Below are 26,243 nucleotides of genomic sequence, written 5' to 3' on the forward strand. Positions count from 1 at the left end.
GCAAAATATAATGGCGTCATGATAACGAGTGTGCGCCAGGTCCGTCCTTCGCAGCCCACCCTGGAAATGGTGGCCGAGGTGGCCGGGGTTTCCCGGGCCACCGTGAGCCGGGTCGTGAACGGGTCCACCAGGGTCAGCCCAGAGATCGTCGCCTCGGTGACGGACGCCATCAACCAGCTCAACTATGTTCCGAACCGGGCGGCCCGCTCGCTCGCGAGCCGGCAGACCGAGGCCGTGGCCCTGGTCGTGCCTGAGGATATGACCCGGTTCTTCGGTGATCCCTACTTCGCCGCGGTCGTGCAGGGCATCACCCGCCGACTCGACCAAAGTGATTACACGCTCAACCTGCTCGTTGCGTCGAGCGACCCACGGCACAAGACTCTGCGCTACCTGCGCTCGGGCAACGTCGACGGAGCGCTCATCATCTCGCACCACACCGGCGACGACTTCGTGGCCGAACTCGACAAGACCATGCCGGTGGTCTTCGGCGGCCGGCCGTCGAACGCGGACAACCTCGCCGCCTACTTCGTTGACGTCGACAACGCGGCGGGTGCCGAGACGGGCACCCAGCACCTCGTCGACATCGGGCGCCGCCGCATCGGCTCGATCGCCGGCGCGGTGGACATGCCGGCCGGCATCGACCGCCTCACCGGGTTCGAGCGCACGCTGGAGCGGGCCGGGCTGCCCGCGGATGCCGTCGAACTCGCCGACTTCACAGCCGCCGGTGGCGCGGCAGCCACCCGCCGGCTGCTGGAGCGGTGCCCCGACATCGACGGCCTCTTCGTGGCGAGCGACCTGATGGCCACCGGGGCGGTGGATGTGCTGCGTGAGCTCGGCCGCTCTGTGCCCGGCGACGTGGCCATCGTCGGGTTCGACGACAGCCCGGCCGCGACGAGCGGCCCGGTGCCGCTGACTACGGTGAGCCAGCCCTCCGAGGAAATGGGCTACGCGATGGCGGACATTCTGCTGCGCCGGCTCGCCGCCGACGAGAGCATGCCGCACCGCACCCTCATGCCGACCCGTTTGGTACTACGCGAGTCGGCGTGACACGCGCGGCTTCCCCGGTGCGGGTGCTGCGCCGTTGCGCGCGTGGCGCGCCGGCAGCGTAGCGGCGCAGCACCCGCGCACCGGCAATACCGGCGGGACCGGCAGGACGGGCAGGGCGGTCAGGCCAGCTGAGGCATGACCTCGCGGGCGATGAAGTCCAAGTGGCCGAGGTCGGACAGGTCCATGATCTGCAGGTAGACGCACTCGACCCCGTCGTGGGCGAGGGCGCCGAGGCGGTCCACGACCTCGGACGCCGTGCCGGCCACGCCGTGCGCCCGCAGCTCGGCCGGTTCCCGGCCCGCGGCCGCGGCCCGGCGAATGAAGTCTGCCTCGTTCGCGCCCGCGACGGCGATCAGCGCCGCCGAGTACACCAGCTCACGGGGATCGCGACCGATGGCCGCGCATGCAGCGCGCACGCCGGCGAACTTGGCCGGGACATCCGCGAAATCCGGGAACGGCAGGTTGAACTCGGTGGCGAAGCGGGCAGCCAGGGCCGGGGTACGCCTGGCGCCGCCACCGCCCACGATCACCGGGATGCGGGCCTGCACGGGCTTGGGCAGGGCGGGCGAGTCGACGAGCGTGTAGTGCTCGCCGGCGAAGCTGTAGCGGTCGCCGACCGGGGTCTCCCAGAGCCCGGTCACGATCTCCAGCTGCTCCTCGAGCATGCCGAACCGCCTGGCCGGGAACGGGATGCCGTAGGCCAGGTGTTCCTGCTCGAACCAGCCGGTGCCGAGGCCGAGCTCGACCCGCCCGCCCGACATCTGGTCGACCTGCGCCACCTGGATCGCGAGGATCCCCGGCGGACGGTAGGTCACCGACGAGACCAAAGTGCCGAGGCGGATGCGCCGGGTCTCCCGGGCGAGGCCCGCCAGGGTGGTCCACGCATCCGTCGGCCCCGGCAGCACGGGAGCCGTGTCTCCCATCGCGAGGTAGTGGTCGGAGCGGAAGAACGCGTCGAAGCCGAGCGTCTCCGTGGCCTGGGCCACGGCGAGGATGTCGTCGTAGGAGGCACCCTGCTGCGGTTCGGTGAAAATGCGAAGTCTCATGCTCCCAGCCTCGCCCCGGGCCGGTCGGCGCCGAAATCGAACAGCGCCGGCTGGGCCGGCTCCGGCGCGGCCGGCTCGGGCACGGCCGGCTCGGGCACGGCCGGCTCGAATCCGCCGGGCAGGAACTCCACCGCGGGCAGTAGCGCGAAGCGCGTGCGCATGACCTGGATCGACTCGGGGTTCTGGTCCACCAGCACGAAGCGGCGGCCGAGGGCCGCGGCAACCGCACCCGTCGTGCCGCTGCCGGCGAAGAAGTCGAGCACCCAGTCCCCCTCGCGGCTGGACGCCTGGATCATACGGCGCAGGATGCCGACGGGCTTCTGGGTGGGATAACCGGTCTTTTCCTTGCCGGTGGGCGACACGATCGTGTGCCACCAGACATCCGTCGGCAGCTTGCCCTTCGCGACCTTCTCGGGGGTGACCAGACCGGGCGCCATATAGGGCTCACGGTCGACCGTGGTCGAGTCGAAGTAGTACCGGGCCGGGTTCTTCACGTAGACCAGGATCGTGTCGTGCTTGGTCGGCCAGCGGTTCTTCGACTTCGCGCCGTAATCGTAGGCCCAGATCAGCTCGTTCAGGAAGCAGTCCCGGCCGAAGAGGGCGTCGAGCAACACCTTGGCGTAGTGCGCCTCGCGGTAGTCGAGGTGCAGGTAGAGGGTGCCGTCATCGGACAGGAGGCGCCAGGCCTCGATCAGGCGCGGCTCGAGGAAGGCCCAATAGTCCTCGAACTGGTCGTCGTAGCCGAGCAGGTCACCCTTGATCCGCTCATACCGCTGGCCCTTGAAGCCGGTGATGATGCCCGCGGCGTCCGCACCCAGGGCGACGGATACCGGGCTCGCCGGTGCGCGCACCGACGTCGTGGTCTGCCGGTTCTGCTTGCGCCCCGTGTTGAACGGCGGGTCCAGGTAGATCAGCGTGAAGGCCGCGTCGGGCAGCTGCGGCAGAACCTCGAGGTTGTTCGCGTGGACGACACGGCTGGGGGAGGAGGGAGACCACGCGATCGGCATTCCTTCATTGTGTCAGGCAGCCTACGCTGAGGGGATGACACCAGATGCAGCATCCCCGGAAACGACCGGGGAATCCGACTCGGTCGTATTCCGTCACGAACCGGCCCTGGCCCGGTACACGCTCGAGCTCGCCGGCACCACCGTGGGCTTCGCCGACTACGAGGTCGCCGGCCAGGATGTGCTGTTCACCCACGTCGAGGTGGACCCGGCGCACCGGGGCGAAGGTCTGGCGGGCATCCTCGTCGAGCAGGCGCTCGACGATGTTCGCACCCGCACCACGCTCACGGTCGTGCCGGTGTGCCCCTACGTTGTGCGCTGGATCGACCTGCACGCCGAGTACCAGGACCTGCTCACGCGCGGACGGTAGCCCGCGCATTGACGGCCCCGTGGCCTAGGGAACCCGCCCGATCCACTCTTCGGTGCCGAACTTGGTCTCTACCAGCTCGGTCGCCCTGGCATATTCCGCTTCGGTGATCTCTCCGGCGACGGCGCCATAGAGCCCGGTGAAGGTCGCCTTCATCCGGTCGATGATCGCATCCCGGCTGAGGCCGGTCTGGCTGCGCAGCGGGTCGACGCGCTTCGCGGCGCTCGTGATGCCCTTGTCGCTGAGTTTCTCCCGGCCGATGCGGAGCACCTGCACCATCTTGTCGCCGTCCATGTCGTAGCTCATGGTGACGTGGTGCAGCACGGCGCCGCTGCCGAGACGTTTCTGCGCGGCCCCGCCGATCTTGCCCTTGGGGCTCGTGATGTCGTTCAGCGGCTGGTAGTAAGCGTCGATGCCGAGGGATTTGAGCGCCGTGAGCACCCACTCGTCGAGGAATGCATAGGAGTCAGCGAACGTCATGCCCTGAACGAGGTCGGTCGGTGCGTAGATCGAGTAGGTGATGACCGAGCCGGCTTCCATGAACATGGCGCCGCCGCCGCTGATCCGGCGCACGACGGTGAAGCCGTGCTTGGCGGCCTGGACCGGGTCGACCTCGTTCTTCAGGGACTGGAAGCTGCCGATGACGACGGCCGGCTCCGTCCATTCCCAGATCCGCATCGTGGGGTTGCGGCGCCCCTCGCCAACCTCGATCGCGAGCACCTCGTCAAGCGCCATCTGCATGACGGGAGCGACAGCCTTGGTGTGGATCAGCTGCCACTCGTAGTCGCGCCAGCCGCTGGCCTGGGCGAGGGAGCGACGGATGGCCACCGCCACCGATTCGGGCGAGAACCCGAGCAGCGTGGCATGGGCCGGGAGCGCGGCGCGCACTGCGGCGGCGATGCTGACCGCGTCGCTGTCGGCGGACAGGCCGTTCACGGCCGCGTTGATGTCGCCGAGCGCACTGTCGGGCTCGAGGAAGAAATCACCGGCCAGCCGGAAGTCGACGATCGTGTTGTCAACGACATCGAGATCGACGACGACGAGCTTGCCGCCTGGAACTTTATATTCACCGTGCATGACGCCAGCCTAATCGGCGCGCACGGCAAAACGTTTGGCCAGCCACCCGATCAGGTCGTCGAAGACATCCTCACGGTTCGTCTCGTTGAACACCTCGTGGCGGGCACCGGGGTAGGTGATGACCCGGATGTCCCGAAGTCCCGACCGCCCGGAATAGGCCCGAACCAGCCTGCGAGCGCTGCGCTCCCCGCCCACGATGTCGTCACCGCCGACCAGGATGAGCAGCGGCAGGCCCGGCGGCAGGTCGCGGCCCGGCCTGCCGAAGAGGCGCGCCGCCTCTCGCAGCCCGAACAGCTTGGCCAGCGGGGTCGTGGTCGTGAGCGGGTCGGCGATGAAAGCGCGGGCCACCTCTGGATCGCGGCTGAGCCACTCCACCCCGGTGTCGCCGAGGTGCTTGTGTCGGCGGTTGAGGTCGCCGCTGTCCAGGTAGCCGGGCATCCGGTAGGCCGTGCCGCTGAGCACGACCGCGTCGTAATCGGCGGCGTGCGCGTTGACGATCATCTGGACCATGAAGGACCCCCAGCTGTGGCCGAGCAGCACGAGCGGCAGGTCAGGGTGAGTGGCGCGGATGATCCCACTCAGCTGGCGTACGCCGGCCACTGCCGCGCGCAGTCCGCCGGGGCCGAGGCGGCCGAGGCGGGACAGGTCGCCGTCATACTGGTGCACTCCGGTCTGGCCGTGGCCGCGGTGGTCGTCGGCGTAGACCGTGTAGCCGGCCGTGTTCAGTCGGGTGGCGAGCTCCGCATACCGCTGCGCATGCTCACCGACCCCGTGAGCGAGCTGCACGATTGCCCGCGGGCGATCGACCGGCCAGGTGAAATACGTGATCGAGACGCCAAAGTCATCCGTGTAGGTAGGCACGAGGCCAGTCTGGCAGGACTCGCCCCGCGCGTCTCTGGATTCCGGTTCTTTGCCGTCGATCCTGAACTAGGCTGCGAGCAGGGAATACTTAGCGAGGCTAAGTGGTTAGGGTGGGTAGCTATGGAATCTTCACCGACATCTCACGTGCTTGCGCCGGAGGTCTCCCCTGGTCGACGTGCGACGGTAGCCGAGTTGAGTCACGATTTCCGGCTGGCCAACGGCCGGCTGGCCCGCCGCCTGCGGCAGGAGAAGGCCGACAATGAGCTCAGCTCGAGCCAGTTCTCGGCCCTCGGCACCCTGTTTTTCCATGGCCCGTTCACCCTCCGCGAGCTCAGCGAACGCGAGCGGGTCACGCCGCCGTCGATGAATCGCACGGTCAACGCGCTGGTCGAGGCTGGCCTCGTGAACCGGGCCGGCTCTGCCGACGACGGCCGCAAGGTGGTGCTCACGGTGACCGACCAGGGGCGCACCCTGATGCGGGAGACGCGCAAACGCCGGGATGCCTGGCTCGCCCAGCGCATCGTCACGCTCAGCCCCGACCAGCGCCGGATCCTCACCGAGGCCGTCGACATCATGAAGGAACTCGCCAACAGTTGAACAACATGTTTCGCTCCCTGAGCATCCCGAACTATCGAATCTGGTTCGCGGGGGCCCTCGTGTCGAACATCGGAACCTGGATGCAGCGCACGGCCCAGGACTGGATCGTGCTGACCGAACTGACCGATTACAACGCCACCGCGGTGGGCATCGTGATGGCTTTGCAATTCGGGCCCCAGCTCGTGCTGATGCCCTGGTCCGGCCTCATCGCGGACCGGTTCAACCGGCGCAGACTGCTCATCCTGACGCAGACCCTGATGGGCCTGCTCGCCCTCGGCCTCGGTGTGATCACCGTCGCCGGAGTCGCGGAGTTGTGGCACGTCTACCTCTTCGCCCTGGGCCTCGGGATCGTCGCGGCGATCGACGCCCCCGCCCGCCAGACCTTCGTGTCGGAGCTGGTCTCCGACAACGACCTCCCGAACGCCGTGGCCCTCAACTCCGCATCGTTCAACGGCGCCCGGCTGATCGGACCGGCCGCCGCGGGGCTGCTCACGGTCGCCGTCGGCGCCGGCTGGGTCTTCATGATCAACTCGGCGACGTTCGCGGCGACGGTGCTCGCGATGACTCTTCTGCGCACCGTTCAGCTGAGGCCGCAGCCGCGGGCCACCCGCGAGCGGGGACAGCTGATGGCTGGCTTCCGGTACGTGTCCCGCCGGCCAGACATCATCGTCGTGTTGATCACCGTCTTCCTGGTGGGCACCTTCGGCTTCAACTTCGCGATCTTCACGGCAACGATGGCCACGGTCGAGTTCGGCATGGGTGCCAGCGAGTTCGGGCTGCTCAGTTCGATCATGGCCATCGGCTCCGTCGCGGGCGCGCTGATGGCCGCCCGTCGCGGCCGGCCGCGGCTGCGTCTGGTCATCGTCGGATCCTTCGCGTTCGGCCTGTCCTGCGCTGTGGCCGCGGTGATGCCCAACTACCTGACCTTCGCGATCTCCCTGACCTTCGTCGGCCTGTCCTCGCTGACCCTGATGACCACCGCGAACGCCTACGTGCAGACCACGACGCGGCCGGCCATGCGCGGCCGGGTGATGGCGCTCTATATGGCGATCTTCGCCGGCGGCACGCCACTCGGGGCGCCCCTGGTGGGCTGGGTAGCCGACCAGTTCGGCCCGCGCTGGGCGCTGGGCGTGGCCGCGCTCTCGGGCCTCCTCGCGGCCGGGGCGGTGCTCTTCTGGATGGTGCGCTACCGCAGCCTGCGGGTACGGTTCCGCCGGGGCATGACCCCACGAATGCGGGTGCACCACGACGGAGACGGCCGCACCGCCGAGACCGCCACCCGCGAAATCGCGATCGTCGAGGCCACGGCGACGCGCTAGCGGAGTGAGACCCGACGAGCCTGGCGGCAGTTCTCCCCGAACGAATTCGACGGAGATTCTGCCCAAATCGTTGCCATAAGGCCCGAAAAAGCAGGTTTCGCTCAGATTCTCCGTCGAATTGGTTCAACACCGGACACCGCGCCCCCCTTGCTGAACAGAGTCCGCGCGGTGCAGCCGGCTCTGAGCCTGTGGGGCGCAACACAACGAATCGCTTGGCATCCACTCGGCTGACGGATGCCGGTCAGCGCACGCCGTTCATCAGCCGCAGGATCGGTCGGGCGATCAGTGCGAGCAACAGCCCGAGCACGATCGCGACCCCGCCGATCACGCTGAAGTAGACCGTCTCCGACACCGATGTGTACCACTCGGCGAGCCAGCCGGACACCGCGGTGCCCAGGGCGATCGAGAGGAAGAACAGCGCGACCATCTGGGTCTTGAAGGGTTCCGGGGCGAGCCGCGTCGTGACGGCCAGGCCGACCGGTCCGATCAGAAGCTCCGCCACCGTGAGCACGAACAGGATCGCGATCATCGCGAGCAGTGGCGTCGAATTCGGGCCGCCGTCGACGAACGGGAGGAACAGCAGGAACGCGGAACCCATCAGCGCGGTGCCGAACGCGAACTTGACCGGGGTGGACGGCTGACGGGAACCCCAGCGCGTCCACAGCGCGGCGAAGGCACCCGAGAGCAGGATGATGAAGACCGGGTTGAACGACTGCACCCACGACACCGGCAGCTCCCAGCCGAACACGTCGCGGTTGAGCCGTTCGTCGGTGTAGATGGTCACCACCGTGAACTGCTGCTGGGAGAGGGACCAGAACGCGGCACTGGCCACGAACAGCGGCATGAACGCGTAGACGCGTTTGCGCTCGAGGGCGGTGATCTGACGGTTGCGCAGGATGACCACGAAGTAGCAGACCGTGGCGATCAGGGTCAGCGCGATAACGATGGTGACCAGGCCGGATGCCGTGATCACGCCGAGCAGGACCAGCACCACGATCACGGCGGTCGTTGCGATCGCGGCCCAGAGGTAGCCGGCGTGGCGCGACGCCGGCAGCGGGTTCGGCACCTCGTGCACGATGGCCGGCAGGCGCTTGCGGCCGAAGGAGTACTGCACCAGGCCGATCGCCATCCCCACGGCGGCGAGCCCGAACCCGTAGTGGAAGCCGAGGGTCGTCTGCAGCAGGCCGGTCAGGACCGGCCCGAAGAAGGCACCCAGGTTGATGCCGAGGTAGAAGAGCGAGAAGCCCGCGTCGAGCCGAGGGTCGTCCTTGGCGTAGAGCGCGCCCACGACGCTGGTCGCGTTGGCCTTGAGCCCGCCGCTGCCCAGCGCGATCAGGATGAGCCCGGTCGCCACGCCGCCGATGCCCGGCAGGAGAGCGAGTGCCACGTGCCCCACCGCGATCACGATGGCGCTGCAGAAGAGCACCCGCTCCGAGCCCACCAGGCGGTCGGCCACCCAGGCTCCCAGAATGGTCGACAGGTAAACGCCGCCGCCGTAGGCCCCCACGATGCCTGCCGCGGTGGCCTGCGGGATCCCGAGGCCGCCGTCGGCCGCGGAGTAGTACAAATAGAGCAGCAGGATGCCCTGCATCCCGTAGAACGAAAACCGCTCCCACATCTCGACGCCGAACACGTTGGCGAGGGCGCGAGGCTGTCCGAGGAAGCTTCGGTCGTCACGGGTGGGAGATTGTTCAACAACCGAGCTCATTGCTTGACCTTACCGTGTGCCCCCAGACCTGGGGGCATCGGCAGGGTCGCGGCATCCGGCCCGGAGGGCACGGTACGATTTTGCCCGTACCGTTACGACGACCGGGAAGGGGCAACGTGGATACTTTCTCGCTCGTTTCCCTCCTCAGCGAGGTGCTGACCCTGATCGGCCTGGCCGTCGGCGGGGCACTCTTCGCGGCCGGTCTCGTCGCGCGCGGCGTGAAGGGTCGCTGGGTACTGACGGATGGCGTCATCGCGTCCTCCCGGGCCGGAACGGTCATCCGCTGGTTCGACCGTGACGGCGAGGTGCACGAGTGCCCGGCGAACACACACGAGACGCACGGGCTCGCGCCCGGCGACGACGTGCCGGTCTGGTTCAGCCTCCGCACCCCCTCCCGGTGTCGCACCCACACCCCGGAGGCCGAGGGCCGGGCACTGCGCCTGACCGGCCTGATCCTGCTCGGCATCGGTGCCGCGTCCGGCGTGCTCGGCATCGTGCTGCTCTTCATCTGAGATCCTCTGCGTTCGCACGGAGCCCGCCGCCGTGACCAGGCCCGGTCAGCGCTCGGAACGATCTCTCCACCCCGGCCACGTCCGGTTCGCAGCGTGGAGAACCGGAGGCGGACTGCCGCCGGTTCACGCAACTCCAGGGGAACCACGCAATGTGCTCAATCCTGATCGCGGCGGCCGCGGCCAGTGGACCGAGGAATCACTGACCGCCTTCGCCGGGTCTCCCGAGTTGGGTGTGAGCACACTCGAGCTGGACACCCATTTGTCCAGTGCCAACCAGGTGGTGGTGTGGCACGACGACGTGATGACGTCCAGCAAATGCGCCGACGCCGCTCCCGCGTTCCCCGGCGACTCGGCCTTTCCCTATGCCGACGACCGGGTGCGCGACCTGAGCCTGGCCGAGATCCGCACCCTGGACTGCGGCTACCAGCAGTCGCCGGGCTTCCCTGAGCAGGCGAACACCCCCGGCAGTCGGATCGGTCAGTCCTGCAGAGCTTCGACTGGGCGTCACTGAACCTCACCCGGCAAATCGCCCCGGATCTGACCCTGGGGGCCCGATCGAGCGGGGATTCCTGACCGGGCGTCGGGCAGCCCGAATCCAGCCCGAACCTGGGCGGCCTCGGCCTCCCAGTCGTCCCGTGGACGGTGAACGAGACCGCGGACTTGACCAGCCTGAGTGCGGCCTGAAGGTGCCGGCGGCGTATACCCGGTGACTGATGCGCCGCGGGCGCTGGTGCGCATCGGGCGCGTCGTGTAGCGTGTGGTCAGACCACACCGCCCGACGCATGATCCCCGCCGGGCACACCGCATGCCACCCCAACGTCGAGGAGGAGCCCATGAGCATCGAACGCCGTGCCTGGGAAGTCGTGTTGCAGAACATCGAGCTGGATCTCCTCAGTGGGCGACTACGCCCGGGTGACCATCTTCCGCCCGAGCGGGCCCTCGCCGCCGAGCTGGGCGTCGGACGGTCCAGCGTGCGCGAGGCCATCCGGGTGCTCGAAGTGCTCGGGCTGCTTCGCACGTCCGCCGGGTCGGGGCCCACGGCGGGTGCGATCATCGTGGCCCTGCCCGGCGGCGGCATGTCGGCGCTGATGCGTCTGCAGGTGGCGGCGCAGGGGTTCCCCGTCTCTGACGTGGTCAAGACCCGGCTGGTGCTCGAGGCCTCGGTCGTGACCGAGCTGGCGGAGGCATCCGCCCAGGCCAGTTCCACCATGGACGCCAACGCCTCCCTGCACCCCGACCTGACGACGCCCGAGCTGCTGCTCTGCGCCATGGAGTCTCCCGCGCTGACCGAGGGGGAATTCCTGGCCCTCGACGCCGCGTTCCACCTGGCCCTGGCCACCGCATCGGGCAACCAGGTCGTGACCGCCACGATGGCGGGGCTGCGCAGTGCCATCGAGGGCTATGTGCGGGCGGGCGCGACCAGCCTCACTTCCTGGCCCGACACCTCCGCCCGTCTCCGCACCGAACACCGCGCGATCCTCGGCGCGATCGAGGCCGGCGATCCCCCGGCCGCCCGCAGCCTCGTGCAGTCCCATATCGCGGGTTACTACGCCGAAACCCACCTTGCCAACCACCTGCCCGACCTCTTCGCCAACGACCACACGGATGCCAACGGGCACCCGGTGGCCCGATAGAAAGGACCCTTCGACCATGGTTCAACGACGCATCCCGAAGATCAAAGACCTTGCCCCGCTGATGCACTTCAAGACCCCCGAACTGAACGCGAAGAAGCGCCGCCTCGAGGGCGCGCTCACCATCTACGACCTGCGCGACATCGCCAAGAAGCGCACCCCCAAGGCCGCGTTCGACTACACCGACGGCGCCGCCGAGGCTGAGCTGTCGCTGGGCCGTGCCCGCCAGGCCTTCGAGGACATCGAGTTCAACCCGTCGATCCTGCGGGACGTGTCGGCCGTGTCGACGGGCTGGGACGTGCTCGGCGCCCCCGTGGCCCAGCCCTTCGGAATCGCCCCGACCGGGTTCACCCGGATGATGCAGACCGAGGGTGAGATCGCGGGCGCCCACGTCGCGGCCCGGGCCGGCATTCCCTTCTCCCTGTCGACCATGGGCACCACGTCGATCGAGGACGTCAAGGCCGCGAACCCCCACGGGCGCAACTGGTTCCAGCTCTACATGTGGAAGGACCGCGACCGCTCGATGGCGCTCGTGGACCGGGCCGCGAAGGCCGGCTACGACACCCTGCTGGTGACTGTGGACGTGCCCGTGGCCGGCGCGCGCCTGCGCGACAAGCGCAACGGTTTCTCGATCCCGCCGGCCCTGACCGCCGGAACGGTCATCAACGCACTGCCGCGGCCGGAGTGGTGGATCAACTTCCTCACCACCGAACCGCTCGCCTTCGCCAGCCTGGACCGCTGGAGCGGCACAGTCGCCGACCTGCTCGACACCATGTTCGACCCCACCGTCACCTTCGAGGACCTGGCCTGGATCAAGGCGCAGTGGCCCGGCAAGATCGTCGTCAAGGGCGTACAGAGCCTGGCGGATGCGCGCACGCTCGCCGCCCTCGGCGTGGACGGCATCATCCTCTCCAACCACGGCGGGCGCCAGCTCGACCGCGCCCCGATCCCGTTCCACCTGCTGCCGAACGTCGTGCGCGAGGTCGGCAGCGAATACGAGGTGCACCTGGACACGGGCATCATGAGCGGCGCCGACATCGTCGCGTCCGTTGCCCTCGGTGCCCGCTTCACCCTGATCGGCCGCGCCTACCTCTACGGCCTGATGGCCGGCGGCGAGGCCGGCGTCGACCGGGCCGTCCAGATCCTCTCCGAGCAGGTCTCCCGCACCATGCGACTGCTCGGCGTGAACAGCCTGGAGGAGCTCGAGCCGGGCCACGTCACCCAGCTCGCACGCCTCGGCCGCATCGCGCAGCCGGTGGCGGCATCCGTCGGCGTGTAGTGTCGTGGCCGCCCGGCCGGTCGCACCTCGCCGAGTGTCGGCGTTTGTGCCGAGCTGACCCGTTCCAGCGGGTCAACTCGGCACAAGCGGGATAACTCGGCGGCTCGGCTACGCGGCGGCGAGCTCTGCGAGCACGGCGGCCAATTGCTCGACCGCCCAGTCGAGGTCGGCCTCGGAGACCACGATCGGCGGGGCCAACCGGATGGTGAAGCCGTGGGTGTCCTTCGCGAGCACGCCGCGGGCCAGGAGGGCCTCGCAGACCACCCGGCCGGGGGCCAGCGTCGGGTCGATGTCGATGCCGGCCCAGAGGCCGGCGCCACGCACGGCCACGACGCCCTGGCCGATCAACCCGGTCAGCCCGTCGTGCAGGCGGGCGCCGAGAACACGCGCGCGCTCCTGCTGCTCGCCGGTGGCCAGCAGTTTCACCACGGCGAGGCCGACGGCCGCCGCCAGCGGGTTGCCGCCGAAGGTCGAGCCGTGCTCGCCGGGGCGGAGCACACCGAGGATGTCCCGATTGCCGACGACCGCCGAGACCGGCACGATGCCGCCGCCGAGTGCCTTGCCGAGCAGGTAGAGGTCAGGAACGACGCCCACCAGGTCGCAAGCGAAGGTCGCTCCCGTGCGGCCGAGGCCGGACTGGATCTCGTCGGCGATGAACAGCACATTGTGGCGGTTCGTGATCTCGCGCACGGCCGGCAGGTAGTCGGCCGGCGGCACGACGATGCCGGCCTCGCCCTGGATGGGCTCGAGCAGCACCGCGACCGTGTTCGCGTCGATCGCAGCCTCGAGGGCCGCGGCGTCTCCGTAGGGAACCGTGCGGAACCCCGGCGTGAACGGCCCGAAATCCTTACGGGCCGACTCGTCGTCGGAGAAGCTGACGATCGTGGTGGTGCGGCCGTGAAAGTTCTCCCCGGCCACGATGATGTTCGCCATCCCGGCGGCGACGCCCTTGACCCGATAGCCCCAGGCGCGGGCCACCTTGATGCCGGACTCCACCGCCTCGGCGCCCGTGTTCATCGGCAGGACCATGTCCTTGCCGGAGAGCTCGGCGAGCGCGGTCACGAACGGGCCGAGCTGGTCGTTGTGGAAGGCGCGGCTGGTGAGCGTGATGCGGCCCAGTTGCTCGCGAGCGGCGTCCAACAGGAGCGGGTTGGAGTGGCCGAAGTTGACCGCGGAGTACGCGGCCAGGCAGTCCAGGTAGCGGCGGCCGTCGACATCCGTCACCCAGGCGCCGTCGCCGGACGCGACGACCACGGGCAGCGGATGGTAATTGTGGGCCGCGTGCTCGTCTTCCAGCGCGATATACGCGGCCTGTCCGAGCGCGGCGGCCGGGGCGGTGGCCTGGTCGGTCATCGGGTCGGTCATCGGCGCAGCTCCAGGGTGCAGCACTTCACGCCTCCTCCACCGAGCAGCAGCTCGGACAGGTCGACCCCGATCGGGTTGAAGCCGCGGGCGCGCAGTTGGGCCTCGAAGCCCTTCGCCCGCGCGGCGATGACCACGTTGTAGCCGTCGGAATAGGAGTTGAGGCCGAGGATGGCCGCGTCCTCCTCGGCGACGATGATGGCGTCCGGGAATCGCTCGCGCAGGATGGCCAGGCTCGGCTCGTCGAACGCGCTCGGCAGGTAGGCGATCTCGCCGTTGCCCGTGGCCGGCGACGCGTCGAGCACGGCGATGGCCGTGTCGAGGTGGTAAAAGCTCGGATTGATCAGGTTGAGCGTGATCACGGGGCGGCCGTAGATCGCCGACACCTCTTCATGGCTGTTCGAGGCGCTGCGGAACCCGGTGCCCGCGAGGATCACGTCGCCCACGAGCAGGAAGTCGCCCTCGCCCTCGTTGATCTCCGCCGGCACGCGCACGTCGAAGCCGTTGGCACCGAACCAGTCCATGTAGGCCGGACCTTCCGGCTGGCGTTCGGCGTAGGTGAAGGCCGCGCCGTAGGAGATGTTGTCGATGACGAATCCGCCATTGGCCGCGTAGACCATGTCCGGCAGGCCGTCGACGGGTTCGATCAGGTGCACGTCGAAGCCGAGGCCGACATAGGTGTCGTGAAGCGTTTGCCACTGGGCGACGGCGAGCGCGGTGTCCGTCGGGATGGCGGGATCCATCCAGGGGTTGATGCGATAGACGACGGAAAAGAATTCGGGCTTGCACATCAGCACGATGCGCTTGACGGGCGTGCGCACGGGGAGGGTCGGCGAGACGAGCTCGTCCAGGTTCGGGGCGGTGAGGTTGGTCGACATGGTGACTCCTTCGGCGGCCATCCGCCCCCTTCGGGTGAGGTCGGCTGGCGGGGTGGATGGCGGACCAGGTCACTCACGAGAGCTCTGCCGGCACGAAACGCCTGGGCAGAGACGCCATACTTAGTCTCACACAGCACGAATCGGATGTGCACCCCACTCTGCGCCGAAAACGTGCGCGCGTCCGGCACCTCACGCAGTTTTCCGCCACAACGGGCGATGACGGATGCCGCACGTCCGCCCGTTGCTCCGCTCGCCACGGCGCAGCTATCCAGTGAATTGCGCTATCGGGCGCGGGTTTTCTGCGTTAATGCGTGCGCCAGCGCAACGATGCCCCCTAGACTCTCGGCATGGACAACCTCGACCGTGGCATTCTCGACCTGCTCCGCCAGAACGCCCGGGCGGGATACGGCGATATCGGCTCGGTCGTCGGACTCTCGGCGTCGGCCGTGAAACGCCGGGTCGACCGGCTCGTGGCCGACCGCGTCATCCGCGGTTTCACCATCCAGGTGGATCCGGCCATCGACGGCATGAGCACCGAGGCCTACGTCGAGCTGTTCTGCCGCGGCACCGTGGCGCCCGAGGAATTACTGCGCATCCTGTCCGGGGTGCCAGAGGTCGTGGACGCCGGAACCGTCACGGGCAGCGCCGACGCCATCGTGCACATCCGGGCCCGGGACATCCCCGGTCTGGAGGCGGCGCTGGAAAAGGTGCGTTTGGCACCCAACGTGGACCACACCCGCAGCGCGATCGTGCTCTCCCGGCTGATTCACCGCTCCGCCGAGTAGCCGCCCGGCTCCCAGCAGGATCGGACCGGCCGGCGCCGAGGACATCAGCGCGGCGCGTGTCGCTAGCCCGGCACCGGGACGGGGCGCCGGGTCACGGGGGCCAGCAGGTGGATCAGGGCGACCGCCGCGATCGATCCGGCGCAGAGGATGCCGGCAAGCACCACGATCTGGAACCGCCCTGCCTCGAGCGGCGAGGCTCCACCGAAAATCGCTCCCACGAAGGCTCCGGGCAGCGTGACCAGCCCGGTGGTCTTCGTCTGGTCGGTCGAGGGGATCAGGGCGAAGTACACCGCGCGGCAGGCCAGTTCTCGGGTGGACTGGCGCGGGGTGGCGCCGAGGGCCAGCCAGCCCTCGACCTCCTCCCAGTGCTCGGTCACGCCCTCGGTGAAGCGCCGGCCGGAGAGCGTGGCGATCGACATGGCGTTGCCGATGATGATGCCGCCGAACGACAACACGTAGCGCGGCGTGAACTCGAGCGCGCCGGTGCCGAAGACCACGAGGAGGGTGACCATCACGCCCAGGCCCATCGAGGCGGCCACCCAGGCCGCGTGCCGCCGGGTGGCGCCGATCCGGCGGGTGACCGTGCCGACCGCAGCGGTGAACATGACCGCCAGACCCACGCCGACCCAGAACGGGTCGGAGATGATGCCGCTGAGGATCAGGCTGATCGCGGCGAGCTGCAGGGCGCCGCGCAGCACGGCGAGGGCCGGTGCGAACGGATGCGGCACCCGGTAGCCGCGCAGCACCAGCGTGACGATCGCGATGAGCAGCGCGATCCCGAGCAGGGTCGGCGCCAGTCCGGCCAGCTGGGCGGGGAGGTCGCGGGGCCAGGTCACGTGACGAGCCTAGCGAGCCGCCGCGCCCGGCAGGCCCCGGTGATCGGAATCCGTCAACGACTGGGCTCCGTCAGCGCGCGGAAGGGGCGCTGGCGATCGCACGGACGGCCCTGGGCATCCGTTGAGGCCGCCAGTGCCCGAGAAAGCTAGCCGTCGTACGAGGCGGCGAGGCGGCGGAAGCCCTCATCGAGGCTCACCGCGGGCGTCCACCGCAGCTCGGACCGGGTGCGGCGCTGGTCGAACCAGTGCGCGGTCGAGAGCTGCTCGGCCAGGAACCGGGTCATCGGCGGCTCGTCGGCGCCCGGACGGATGCGCCAGGCCGCCTCGATCAGCGCCCCCGCACCGCGGGCAACTGCGGCCGGGACCCGCCAGGCCGGCGCCGGCACGCCGGCGGCCCGGCACATGCCCGCGAGCAGTTCGGCGACCGGCCGCGGCTCCCCGTTCGTGATCACGTAGGAGCGGCCGTGCACGGCGTCGGCCTGATCGAGGGCTGCCGCGATGGCCGTGGCGGCGTTGTCGATGTAGGTGGTGTCGATCAGGGCGGCGCCGTGGCCGAGCAGCGGCAGGCGTCCGGCGCGGGCGCGCTCGACGATCCGGGCCACGAGCTGGGTGTCTCCCGGGCCCCAGACCAGGTGCGGCCGCACGGCGACCACGCGCAGGGCGGCCGAATCCGCGGCGAGGGCGACCAGTTCGGCCTCGGCCTTGGTGCGGGCGTAGGGACCGCGGGCTTCGGCCGGGTCGGCCGGCTCGGCTTCGCTGCCGACAATGGATGCCCCGGTGTGGGCGACCGAGGGCGACGACACGAAGACGAAGCGGGAGGCTCCGGCATCCGCGGCCGCGGCCAGCAGGGTGCGCGTGCCGCCCACGTTCACGGCGGCGAACTCGGCCGGGCTGCCGGCCAGGGACACCTTGGCGGCCAGGTGCACGACCGCGTCCATTCCGGCGACGGCGCGCCGGGCCTCGGCGGGCGCGGTGACCGAGCCGAGCAGGTCGGTCACGCCGGGCACGCCCGACGGGCGCCGCTGGAAGGCTCGCACCTCGTGTCCGGCGGCCGCGATCTCGGCCGCGACGGCCCGGCCGAGGAAGCCGCTGGCCCCGGTGACAAGCACCCTCACGGCAGCACCGTCGGCGAAAATGTGCTGCGCGGGTGCTGCGCCGCTGCGCGCGTGGCGTGCCGGCAGCGGAGGGGCGCAGCCTGCGCGTGACGAGAGAGGCGCCTCACGGGCGAGTCATCCGCGCACCGGAAAGGATGCCGCCGGCCCAGCGCCCCAGCCGGGTGCGGTCGATCTTCGAGTTGTGACGGATGTCCGTGGGCAGGTGCGGCACGACCAGCACCGCGGCCAGCGGCAGCCCCGCGACGGCACGCACGGCGGCGGCCAGCCCGGGGTCGGCCAGCGCAACCCGGCGGGTCGGCGTGCGGGTCTCGACCACGGCGACCACCTGCTGGGTGCCGGTCGGCCCAACCCCGACGACGGCGGCCCGGGCCACCGCTGCGACGGACTCGATGCGCTGCTCGGGACCGACCGGGGTCACGACGCCGATCGCCGTCGTGATCACATGCGGCAGGCGCCCTTCCACCCAGAGGCGTCCGGCGTCGTCGAAGTGCCCGACGTCGCCCGTGCGGTGCCAGCGTTCACCGGGCACGGCGCCGCTGCGGGCGGCCCGGTCGGTCAGCCACAGGCGGTCGTAGTGGTCCTCGACGTGCGGCGCGGAGACCACGATCTCGCCGGTGACCCCGGCGGCCTCCGACAGCTCGCCGGTGGCGTGCCCCTCGGCGTCGAGGGCGCTCGTGCGGATGCGCGTGGTCGCCGTCGCGCGGCCGACGCAGACCCCGCCGGGGCCGGCCGGGGCATCCGTCGCCGTCGCGGCAGAGGACAAGGCAGACGGCGAGACCCCCGGCGTGGTCGCCGTGGCCATCGCCTCGCGGATGCCGTCGAGCGAGATGTCGGCCATCAGCAGCCCCTCGGTCATGCCGTAGGGCGTGTGCGCGGAGGCCGACGGCATCAGCCGGGCCGCGGCCGCGAGCAGTGGCTCGGAGACGGGGGCACCAGCGGAGAGAAAGCTCGACACGCCGGCGAGGCTGACATGGTCGGCGGCGGTCAGGCTGCCGGCGGTGGCCACGACGTTGGCCAGCGCGGCCGGCGACAGGAATACCACGGTCGCGTCGATGGCGGCGACCGCGGCGGCGACGGATGCGGCGGTCAGGGTCTTCGGCTTCGTCACGTCCATGTCCGGGGTCACCGAGCGGGCGCCGAGGGCCGGGCCGAGCAGCGCGAACGGGGCGAAGCCGGCCACCAGGCCGGTGCCGCGGCCCACGCCGTACTGCGCGAACAGCGCGTGGCTGACCGCGGCGAGCTGGCCGTGCGTGTAGACGACGCCCTTGGCCGGCCCGGTCGAGCCGGAGGTGAACAGCACGGCGGCAGTGTCTCCGGGTTCCGGCGGCGGCGGAAGCTGCTCGTCCCCGCCGAGCGCGATCAGCTCGGCGAGGGTGGCGGAGATGTCGAGGGCGCGCATGGCGGCGCGGGGAAACCGCGCCACGGAGATCTTCTGGCCGGGCCAGTCGAGGGCCCGGGCGGCGAGCAGCCCGGGGACGGCGCCGATCACGTGGTCGGGGCGCGCGCCGCGCACGGCGCGGGTCAGCCCGCGTAGGCCGAGGCCGGCATCCGCGACCACCACGACCGCGCCGATCCGCACGCAGGCGTAGAGCACCGCGGTCAGGTCGGCGCCGGGTGGAACGAGCAGCGAGACCCGGTCGCCTTTCCGCACGCCGATACGATCGAGGCCGCAGGCGAGCTGCCGCACCCGCCGGGAGAGCAGGCGCCAGCTGACGACGCGGGGTGCGCCGCCCCCGGGCGGGGCCATGTCGATCAGCGCGGTCTCGTCGCTGTTCTGCAGTTCCTCCAGATAGTGCCAGAGCGGATGCCGCTCGCCGGCCGCCCAGCCGTCCACACCCTGTTCGACCGAAACGGCAACCTGAGGGGCAGCGGAGGAAGCGGCGGAGGCGGCAGCGGCGATTGCAGCGGCAGGCACCGCGCGGTCGCCGAGCCAGGTCAGGGCGGCCGCGGCGTAGTCGACGTCTTCCATGACGAGATGCCCGGCACCCTCGAAGCGATGCACGTCCGCGTGCGGCAGGCGGTCCACGAGGTCGTCGAGGTAGCGATCGCTGAAGATCGGGTCGGTCGGGCCCCAGAGCATCAGGGCCGGTACGGTCAGGTCGCGGATGCCGCCGGAGATGCGGGCGATTTCGGCCGCGCTTTCGTGTGCGCCATGCACCGGGATGTCGGCGACGAACGCGCCGATCCCGCCGCGGCGGGCCGCGCCGCGGTAGGGCGCGCGATACGCCTGCTTCACCGCGGCCGGAAGCGGCGGGTGCGCCAGTGCCAGTGTCGTCTCCAGAAACGCCGGCGTGGCCACAGTGCCGGAGCCGAGCACGCTGCTCCGCAGGGCCAGCCGCAGCGGGGCCGGCACCGGCGCATCGCTCGGCTGGTGCACGGCCGTGTTCAGCAGCATGACCCCGGCGAGCACGTCCGGGTGGTCGACGGCCCAGCCGAGCGAGATCGACCCGCCCCAGTCGTGACCGAAGGTGACCACCGGGCCGGCCAGGCCGAGGGTGTCGGTGAGCTCGCCCAGGTCCCGCACGCGCGTGGCGAGCGGGCGCACCGCGCCGCTTCGCTCGGAGAAGCCCATCTCGAGCTGGTCGACGGCGATGACGCGCCAGGCCTCGCCGCCGTGACAGGCCGCATCCGTCGCCGCCGTGACGAACTCGCGCCACAGGTAGGACCAGGTGGGGTTACCGTGCACGCAGAGCACCGTGCCCACGGGGGTGACGCCCAGCTCGGCGAGACGCTCCGCGTTGTCGAGCAGGTGCCAGGTGCGGGTGACCGGATGCCCGGAGGCGGTCGACACGACCGGCACCAGGCGCGAGAACGCGGCATCGAGCCCCGACAGGCCGGCCGGCGGCAGGGACGCGGGCGCCGGCGTCGCCGCGGCGCGCGGGAGACGGTAGGACACGGGGGCAGAGCCGCGCTTCACCAGGCGAGTTCCATCATGGCCGTGTTCAGGCCACTGCCGACGCCCATCAGCAGCACCCGGTCGCCGGTCCTGAGCCGCGCGGCTTCCTCGGCCAGGGTGATCGGGATCGACGCGGGCCCCACATTGCCGTACAGCGGGTAGGTGAGCGGCACCCGGCTGCGGTCCAGCCCGGTCGCCTTCACGATCGCGTCGGTGTGCACATCCGACACCTGGTGCAGGATGTACCGGTCCATGCCCGACCAGTTCCAGTCGCGTTTGGCCTCGGTCCAGGCCGAAACGACGAGCTCCATGCCACCCTTGAGCAGCGCCTTGGCGTCGGTGAACATGCCGTCGACGCTGCCGACGCAGAGGCCGTTGAACTCGGTGGCGGCGCGGGTCACGCCGCCGAGGATGCGGTGCCCCTCCGGATGCGCGTCGGCCCGACCGAGCACGGCCGCGGCCGCGCCGGAGCCGAGCGTCAGGCTCGCGAACTCGCTCATGAAGTCCTTGCGGTTGATGTCCGGGCGGCCGAGGCGCTCGATCGTGTTGGTCTGGATCTCGTCGGCGTCCTCCCCGTCGATGATCACGGCGTACTGCACCTGGCCGGAGTCGATCAGCTGTGCGGCCAGGGTCATGCCGTTGACGAAACCGAGGCAGGCGTTCGCGATGTCGAAGTTCGTGGCCGAGGAGGGCAGGCCGAGGCCGTGGTGGATGCGCACGGCCACCGAGGGCTCGAGGTGCTTGCGGGTCACCGAGGTGTTGATCATCAGGCCGACCTGGCCCGGTTGGATGCCGGCGGCGGCCAGGGCGCGCGTGCCGGCCGCGACGGCCGCGTCGTCGAAGGCCTGGCCGGGCGCCCAGTTGCGGCGCTCATGCACGCCCGCCACCCGCTGGAGCAGGCCGCTCGGCAGCTTCAGCCGTTTGAGGGCCGGCTGCAGGCGACGATCGATGTCCACCGAGGTCGTGACCTGCGGGGCGAGCTCGGTCGCCACCGACAGCAGGGCGACATTGCGGTGCGTCGTCGTTGCGTTACCGTCCAACTGTGGATCCCCTGTCGAATTGCAGCAGTGGTCAGCCGCGCCTCGATCATTGTGCACCAGAAGCCTGATCGTTGTCCGCACTCCTGCTGGTGCAGTCGACCGCAGACTGCGGCCACCAAAATCCTATTTTAGCCTTGTGGTCGACCGCCGTCGCACGGGCCGCAGCCCGGCCCCTAGATGATCCCCTCGGAGAGTGTGCTCGGGTTGCCGAAGCGGTGCGCCGTGATCGAGATCGCCTGCTCGCGCAGGAACGGGAGCAGCTCGACCCGGCCGGCCTGGGTGACGGGGTGTGCGTACACCGCGATGTCCGGGCTGCCGCCGAGCGCGTGGGCCAGGCGGGAGGCCTCCGCCTGCGCCCCTGTCAGGCGGTCCCCGCCGATCAGGCGCACCCGGCTGGTGCGGATGCCACCGGCCTCGGCCCGCTGCAGCCATTCGTCGTCGCTCTCGACCGAGACCGCGATCTCGCGCTCGGCGAGCACGTTGCGCACCATCGGCGGCACCGGGATGGCGCTGGAGACCTCGAACGACGCCGTCGACAGGGTCGCGGCAATGATCACGCGCAGCAGGTCGGCGAGGGTGCCGGCCTCGGTCAGGCGCACGGTGACGGGCAGCGGGCGGTAGCGGAACAGGTTGCGTTCGAGACCGAGGTCTGAGACGTCCCTGACCGCGCCGAACTCGTCGCGCCAGGCCAGCGCGTCACTCAGCGCCGACCGGCGCAGCACGTCGAAGTCCGCGTAGTCGAGCACGGTCTGCGCCGCCTCTATCAGGGCGGTGACGGTTTGGTCGAGGCCGCGCAGGTGGAGCGTCGAGCTGTTGCGGCCGGCTTCGCTCACCCAGCTGCCGAACCCGTACAGGTAGTTCGGGCCGCCGGCCTTGGTGCCCGGTCCCACGGCCGAGCGCTTCCAGCCGCCGAAGGGCTGGCGCTGCACGATCGCGCCGGTGATGCCACGATTCACGTAGAGGTTGCCGGCCTCGATCGTGTCCAGCCATTCGGTCAGCTCGGCCGGGTCGAGCGAGTGCAGCCCCGAGGTGAGGCCGTAGTCGACCGCGTTCTGGAAACGGATGGCTTCCGCCAGGTTGCGGGCGTGCATCACTCCGAGCACGGGCCCGAAGAACTCGGTCAGGTGCACGTAGGAGCCGGGCAGCACCCCGGTGCGGATGCCCGGCGACCAGAGGGTGCCGGACTCGTCGAGCTGCTGGGGCTCGACCAGCCACTTTTCGCCGACGCCGAGCGTGGTGAGGGCGTGGCGCAGCTTGCCCTCGGCCGGCTCGATGATGGGGCCCATCTGGGTGACCGGGTCGGAGGGGCGGCCGACGCGCAGGGAGGTCGCGGCATCCGTCAACTGACTGATGAAGCGCTCCGATTTGGCGACCGATCCGACCAGGATGACCAGGCTCGCGGCCGAGCACTTCTGCCCGGCGTGCCCGAAGGCGCTTTTGATGACATCGGCGGCGGCGAGGTCGAGGTCGGCGGAGGGAGTGACGATGATGGCGTTCTTGCCGCTTGTCTCGGCCAGGAGGGGCAGGTCCTCGCGGAAGCTGCGGAACAGCTGCGCGGTCTCGTAGCCCCCGGTCAGGATGACGCGGTCGACGGCCGGGTGCGAGATCAGGCGGGTACCCAGTTCCCGGTCGGCGAGGTCCACGAGCACGAGCAGGTCGCGCGGCACGCCGGCTTCCCAGAGCGCCTCGACCATGACCGCGCCGGAACGCTGGGCGAGCTTGGCGGGCTTGACGATGACGCCGGAGCCGGCCGCGAGGGCGGCGAGCACGCCGCCGGCGGAGATGGCTACCGGGAAATTCCACGGCGGGGTGACCACGGTCAGCTTCGAGGGCACGAAGATCGCGCCCTGCACGGCGTCGAGGTCGCGGGCCCGTTCGGCGTAGTAGTGGGCGAAGTCGATCGCCTCGCTGACCTCGGGGTCACCCTCGGCGATGGTCTTACCGGTTTCGGCGGCCATCACCTCGATCAGGCGGTCGCGGTTCGCGGCGAGCGCGAGCCCGGCCCGGTGAAGCACTGCGGCGCGCTCCGCTCCGGTGCGCTGCCCCCAGGCGGCGCCGCAGGCCGCCGCGGCCTCAATCAGGCGGTCCAGCTCGGCCGGGTCGCTGACCCGGGCGTCACGGATGGCGTCCAGCCCGAGCGTGGAGGTCTCGACCCGGCTCAGGATGTGACGACCCCAGGCCCGGTTCGCGGGCAGGGACGGGTCTGTGTCGGGTTCGTTGTGGAAACCGGGGTGCGGCAGGCTCTCGACCGAGCCGCGGGTGAGCCCGAGCACGGCTGCGGTGAGCCCGACGCCGGACTCGTCGCCGAATTCATCCTCGTCATCGCCGGATTCGCTTGCGGGTACCTCGCCGCGGCCGGCTGCATCGAGCTGGGTGACCTGGGTACGGTCCTGGCGGCGGTTCGGCTGTGGGACGACCGCGTCGAGGCCCGCGAGAGAGGCCAGGAACCGCTCCTTCTCGCGGTCGAAGAGCTGCGGGGAACTCGTCAGCTCGAACACCGCCGACATGAAGTTGTCCTGGCTGGCGTTCTCCTCGAGGCGGCGGATCAGGTAGCTGATGGCCACGTCGAATTCGGCCGGGTTCACGACGGGCGTGTAGAGCAGGAGGCGGCCGACGTCGCGGCTCACGGCCTCGGCCTGGCTGGTGGCCATGCCCAGCAGCATCTCGAACTCGACCCGGTCGTCCACGCCGCGCTTCGTGGCCAGGAGGTGGGCCCAGGCCACGTCGAAGAGGTTGTGGCCGGCGACGCCGATCTTGACGGCATCCGTGTTCTGCGGGGTGAAGGCCCAGTCGAGCACGCGCTTGTAGTTCGTGTCGCTGTCCTGCTTGGTGGAGTAGGTCGCCAGCGGCCAGTCGTGCACGGCCGAGTCGACGTGTTCCATGGCCAGGTTGGCGCCCTTGACGACGCGCACCTTGATCGGGGCTCCGCCCGCGGCCCGGCGGCCCTGCGCCCAGTGGGTAAGACCCTGCAGGGCCCCGAGGGCGTCGGGCAGATAGGCCTGCAGCACGATGCCGGCCTCCAAGTGCAGCAGCTGAGGCTGGTCGAGGATGCGCTCGAACACCGCGATGGTGAGGTCGAGGTCGCGGTACTCCTCCATGTCGAGGTTGATGAACTTGGCCCCGGTGGTGGAGCCGCCCCCGGTGGTCGAACCGCCCCCCGCCGCCAGCTCGTAGAGCGGGGTCAGGCGTTCGACGACGCGGTCGACGGCCTCGTCGAAGGACCACATCGACAGTTGGCTGGCGATGGAGGAGACCTTGATCGAGACGTAGTCCACGTCGTCGCGGGCCAGCAGGGCGCGGGTTCCCTCGAGGCGGCGCAGCGCCTCCTTCTCCCCGAGCACGGCCTCGCCGAGCAGGTTGATGTTGAGCCGGTTGCCGGACTCGCGCAGGTGGGCGATCGCCGGACCGAGCTTCTCGGGCGTGGCGTCCACGACCAGGTGCCCGACCATCTGGCGCAGCACCTTTCGCGCGGCGGGGATGACCACCCAGGGCACCACCGGGCCGAGCACGCCGCCGAGGCCGATGGCCGCGCGCAGGTAGGAGGGCAGGAAGCCGGGCGCCTGTTTCGCAACCTTCTGCAGGTTGTAGCCGGCGACCATGAGGTCTTCCGGGCGCATGACGCCGTCGACGAAGCCCACGGTGAAGTCGAGCCCGTTCGGGTCTTTCAGCACGCCGGCGAGGCGCTGGGCCGACAGGTCGGCGGGGATCGTGGCGCTCTCGGCGAGCCACTTCTGCACGAGGGCGACCACATCGGCGCTGAGATCGTGCTGCACGGATGGAGTGGAGTTGGTCATGGTCACGAGGCTAGTTCTTTCGTTCACGGCGGACGGCTGATCTCAGTGTGAGGTTTTCGTTCCTTTAGCAAAAGCGAATCTTTATGATCGATATTGATTAGCATTTATGATCAGTATTGAGACGATCGAGGAGGGTGACGGATGCTGGATGTGCGCCGACTGCGTCTGCTGCACGAGCTCAAGATCCGCGGCACCCTGGCGGGAGTCGCCGAGGCCCTCGCTTACAGCCCGTCCGCCGTGTCGCAGCAGCTCGCGCTACTGGAGAAAGAGGCCGGGGTTTCCCTGTTGCAGAAGGTCGGGCGCCGGGTGCGGCTCACCCCGCAGGCCGAGGTTCTGGTGCTGCACACGACCTACCTGCTCGAACGGCTGGAACTGGCCGAGGCGGAGATGACCGCGTCGCTGACGACCGTGTCCGGCACGGTGCGCGTGGCCCTGTTCCAGTCCGCGGCGCACGCCCTCATCCCTCAGGCCCTCACGTTGCTCGCCGAGGAGTTCCCCGAACTGCGGGTCGAGGTCACCGAGCGCGAGCCGGAGCGCGGCCTGTTCGAGGTGTCTGCGCGCGATTTCGACCTCGTGCTCGCCGAACAGTATCCCGGGCACACCCGGGTGCACTGGCCTGACCTGGACCGTGTGAACCTGGCGACGGATGCGCTCCGGCTGGCCGTTCCGCCCTCGCGCGGCGGCCGCGCGGCGGCAGCGTCGCTCGCCGACGCCGCCGATCTGCCCTGGGTGATGGAGCCGGAAGGAACCGCCTCACGGCACTGGGCGACCCAGCTCTGCCGGTCGGCGGGATTCGAGCCCGACGTGAGGTTCGAGACGGCCGACCTGATCGCGCACATCCGCCTGATCGAATCCGGCAATGCCGTCGGCATCCTGCCGGACCTGATCTGGGCCGGGAAGATGCCGACCGTTCGCGGTGTCGAGCTGCCCGGCGGGCCGCTCCGCACCGTATTCTCCTCGGCCCGGCGCTCGAGTGCCAGCCGACCGGGCGTGCTCGCCGTGCGCGACGCCCTGGCCCGCGCCGTGGAACTGGTCGCCGCCCCGGTGACAGGCTGACCTTCCCCGGCTTTGATCGTTGAACGGGCGCGT

The 26,243-nt window shown here is 70.1% G+C and carries 22 protein-coding genes; 10 read left to right on the forward strand and 12 right to left on the reverse strand.

What is annotated here, in order from left to right; all coding sequences use genetic code 11:
* Positions 1-18 precede the first annotated feature (18 nt).
* The gene (locus tag CXY79_RS04240; RefSeq protein ID WP_104099906.1) at positions 19-1,047 is read left to right on the forward strand and encodes a LacI family DNA-binding transcriptional regulator; all 1,029 of its coding nucleotides are present in this window, start codon (positions 19-21) and stop codon (positions 1,045-1,047) included.
* Positions 1,048-1,166: 119 nt separating this feature from the next.
* Here the strand turns inward: CXY79_RS04240 and CXY79_RS04245 are convergent, their stop codons facing one another.
* Complete coding sequence (locus CXY79_RS04245; protein WP_104099907.1) at positions 1,167-2,093, reverse strand: LLM class F420-dependent oxidoreductase; 927 nt, start codon at positions 2,091-2,093, stop codon at positions 1,167-1,169.
* On the reverse strand, positions 2,090-3,100 hold the full coding sequence (locus CXY79_RS04250) for a site-specific DNA-methyltransferase (protein ID WP_104099908.1): 1,011 nt from the start codon (positions 3,098-3,100) through the stop codon (positions 2,090-2,092). The genes CXY79_RS04245 and CXY79_RS04250 overlap by 4 nt, the downstream gene beginning before the upstream one ends.
* Before the next feature lie 34 nt (positions 3,101-3,134).
* Here CXY79_RS04250 and CXY79_RS04255 point away from each other — a divergent pair, with 34 nt between their 5' ends.
* Positions 3,135-3,467 (forward strand): GNAT family N-acetyltransferase, encoded by a 333-nt coding sequence (locus tag CXY79_RS04255; protein WP_104099909.1) that lies wholly within the window; start codon positions 3,135-3,137, stop codon positions 3,465-3,467.
* 24 nt (positions 3,468-3,491) lie between these two features.
* Here the strand turns inward: CXY79_RS04255 and CXY79_RS04260 are convergent, their stop codons facing one another.
* The gene (locus tag CXY79_RS04260; protein ID WP_104099910.1) at positions 3,492-4,541 is read right to left on the reverse strand and encodes a biotin/lipoate A/B protein ligase family protein; all 1,050 of its coding nucleotides are present in this window, start codon (positions 4,539-4,541) and stop codon (positions 3,492-3,494) included.
* Between the two features lie 9 nt (positions 4,542-4,550).
* The gene (locus tag CXY79_RS04265; RefSeq protein ID WP_104099911.1) at positions 4,551-5,402 is read right to left on the reverse strand and encodes an alpha/beta fold hydrolase; all 852 of its coding nucleotides are present in this window, start codon (positions 5,400-5,402) and stop codon (positions 4,551-4,553) included.
* Positions 5,403-5,594: 192 nt separating this feature from the next.
* Between CXY79_RS04265 and CXY79_RS04270 the strand changes: the two genes are divergently transcribed.
* Positions 5,595-5,999: a MarR family winged helix-turn-helix transcriptional regulator gene (locus CXY79_RS04270; RefSeq protein WP_233191233.1), complete on the forward strand. Its 405-nt coding sequence runs from the start codon at positions 5,595-5,597 to the stop codon at positions 5,997-5,999.
* A gap of 5 nt (positions 6,000-6,004) precedes the next feature.
* Positions 6,005-7,318 carry an MFS transporter gene (locus CXY79_RS04275; protein WP_104099956.1) on the forward strand — a complete coding sequence of 438 codons (1,314 nt, stop codon included), beginning with the start codon at positions 6,005-6,007 and terminating at the stop codon, positions 7,316-7,318.
* A 241-nt stretch (positions 7,319-7,559) separates the two neighbouring features.
* On the opposite strand, the gene CXY79_RS04280 is transcribed toward CXY79_RS04275, so the two are convergent.
* Positions 7,560-9,026 (reverse strand): peptide MFS transporter, encoded by a 1,467-nt coding sequence (locus CXY79_RS04280; RefSeq protein WP_104099913.1) that lies wholly within the window; start codon positions 9,024-9,026, stop codon positions 7,560-7,562.
* Between the two features lie 116 nt (positions 9,027-9,142).
* Here CXY79_RS04280 and CXY79_RS04285 point away from each other — a divergent pair, with 116 nt between their 5' ends.
* The 4 genes from CXY79_RS04285 (at position 9,143) to CXY79_RS04300 (ending at position 12,448) form a co-directional block, all read left to right on the forward strand.
* Positions 9,143-9,538, forward strand: coding sequence for a sortase (locus CXY79_RS04285; protein ID WP_104099914.1), 396 nt, complete (start codon positions 9,143-9,145; stop codon positions 9,536-9,538).
* 151 nt (positions 9,539-9,689) lie between these two features.
* Complete coding sequence (locus CXY79_RS16385) at positions 9,690-10,049, forward strand: glycerophosphodiester phosphodiesterase family protein (RefSeq protein ID WP_233191235.1); 360 nt, start codon at positions 9,690-9,692, stop codon at positions 10,047-10,049.
* Between the two features lie 322 nt (positions 10,050-10,371).
* Positions 10,372-11,172, forward strand: a complete 801-nt coding sequence (locus CXY79_RS04295) for a FadR/GntR family transcriptional regulator (protein ID WP_104099915.1) — start codon at positions 10,372-10,374, stop codon at positions 11,170-11,172.
* A 16-nt stretch (positions 11,173-11,188) separates the two neighbouring features.
* Positions 11,189-12,448, forward strand: coding sequence for an alpha-hydroxy acid oxidase (locus CXY79_RS04300; RefSeq protein WP_104099916.1), 1,260 nt, complete (start codon positions 11,189-11,191; stop codon positions 12,446-12,448).
* A 108-nt stretch (positions 12,449-12,556) separates the two neighbouring features.
* Here CXY79_RS04300 and rocD read toward each other — a convergent pair whose 3' ends face one another.
* Together rocD and ddaH are read right to left on the reverse strand one after the other, a co-directional pair.
* Positions 12,557-13,801 carry an ornithine--oxo-acid transaminase gene (rocD, locus tag CXY79_RS04305; RefSeq protein ID WP_104099958.1) on the reverse strand — a complete coding sequence of 415 codons (1,245 nt, stop codon included), beginning with the start codon at positions 13,799-13,801 and terminating at the stop codon, positions 12,557-12,559.
* Positions 13,802-13,809: 8 nt separating this feature from the next.
* A complete protein-coding gene (ddaH, locus tag CXY79_RS04310; protein WP_104099959.1) occupies positions 13,810-14,688 on the reverse strand; it encodes a dimethylargininase in 879 nt (292 codons plus the stop codon).
* A gap of 347 nt (positions 14,689-15,035) precedes the next feature.
* Here ddaH and CXY79_RS04315 point away from each other — a divergent pair, with 347 nt between their 5' ends.
* Complete coding sequence (locus CXY79_RS04315) at positions 15,036-15,473, forward strand: Lrp/AsnC family transcriptional regulator (protein ID WP_104099917.1); 438 nt, start codon at positions 15,036-15,038, stop codon at positions 15,471-15,473.
* A 62-nt stretch (positions 15,474-15,535) separates the two neighbouring features.
* Here the strand turns inward: CXY79_RS04315 and CXY79_RS04320 are convergent, their stop codons facing one another.
* The 5 genes from CXY79_RS04320 to CXY79_RS04340 all read right to left on the reverse strand — a co-directional run bounded on the left by CXY79_RS04320 (position 15,536) and on the right by CXY79_RS04340 (position 25,154).
* Positions 15,536-16,309, reverse strand: coding sequence for an ABC transporter permease (locus CXY79_RS04320; RefSeq protein ID WP_174720184.1), 774 nt, complete (start codon positions 16,307-16,309; stop codon positions 15,536-15,538).
* 146 nt (positions 16,310-16,455) lie between these two features.
* Positions 16,456-17,424: an NAD(P)-dependent oxidoreductase gene (locus CXY79_RS04325; protein WP_104099918.1), complete on the reverse strand. Its 969-nt coding sequence runs from the start codon at positions 17,422-17,424 to the stop codon at positions 16,456-16,458.
* Positions 17,425-17,527: 103 nt separating this feature from the next.
* The gene (locus CXY79_RS04330) at positions 17,528-20,341 is read right to left on the reverse strand and encodes an alpha/beta fold hydrolase (RefSeq protein WP_233191236.1); all 2,814 of its coding nucleotides are present in this window, start codon (positions 20,339-20,341) and stop codon (positions 17,528-17,530) included.
* Positions 20,338-21,360: a 3-oxoacyl-ACP synthase III gene (locus tag CXY79_RS04335; RefSeq protein ID WP_104099919.1), complete on the reverse strand. Its 1,023-nt coding sequence runs from the start codon at positions 21,358-21,360 to the stop codon at positions 20,338-20,340. Before CXY79_RS04335 ends, CXY79_RS04330 begins: the two co-directional genes overlap by 4 nt.
* Before the next feature lie 173 nt (positions 21,361-21,533).
* The gene (locus CXY79_RS04340) at positions 21,534-25,154 is read right to left on the reverse strand and encodes a bifunctional proline dehydrogenase/L-glutamate gamma-semialdehyde dehydrogenase (protein ID WP_104099962.1); all 3,621 of its coding nucleotides are present in this window, start codon (positions 25,152-25,154) and stop codon (positions 21,534-21,536) included.
* Positions 25,155-25,295: 141 nt separating this feature from the next.
* Between CXY79_RS04340 and CXY79_RS04345 the strand changes: the two genes are divergently transcribed.
* On the forward strand, positions 25,296-26,210 hold the full coding sequence (locus CXY79_RS04345; RefSeq protein ID WP_104099920.1) for a LysR family transcriptional regulator: 915 nt from the start codon (positions 25,296-25,298) through the stop codon (positions 26,208-26,210).
* The last annotated feature ends 33 nt before the right edge of the window (positions 26,211-26,243 follow it).

Source organism: Cryobacterium sp. M96 (genome assembly GCF_002929845.1).
GTDB lineage: Bacteria > Actinomycetota > Actinomycetes > Actinomycetales > Microbacteriaceae > Cryobacterium > Cryobacterium sandaracinum.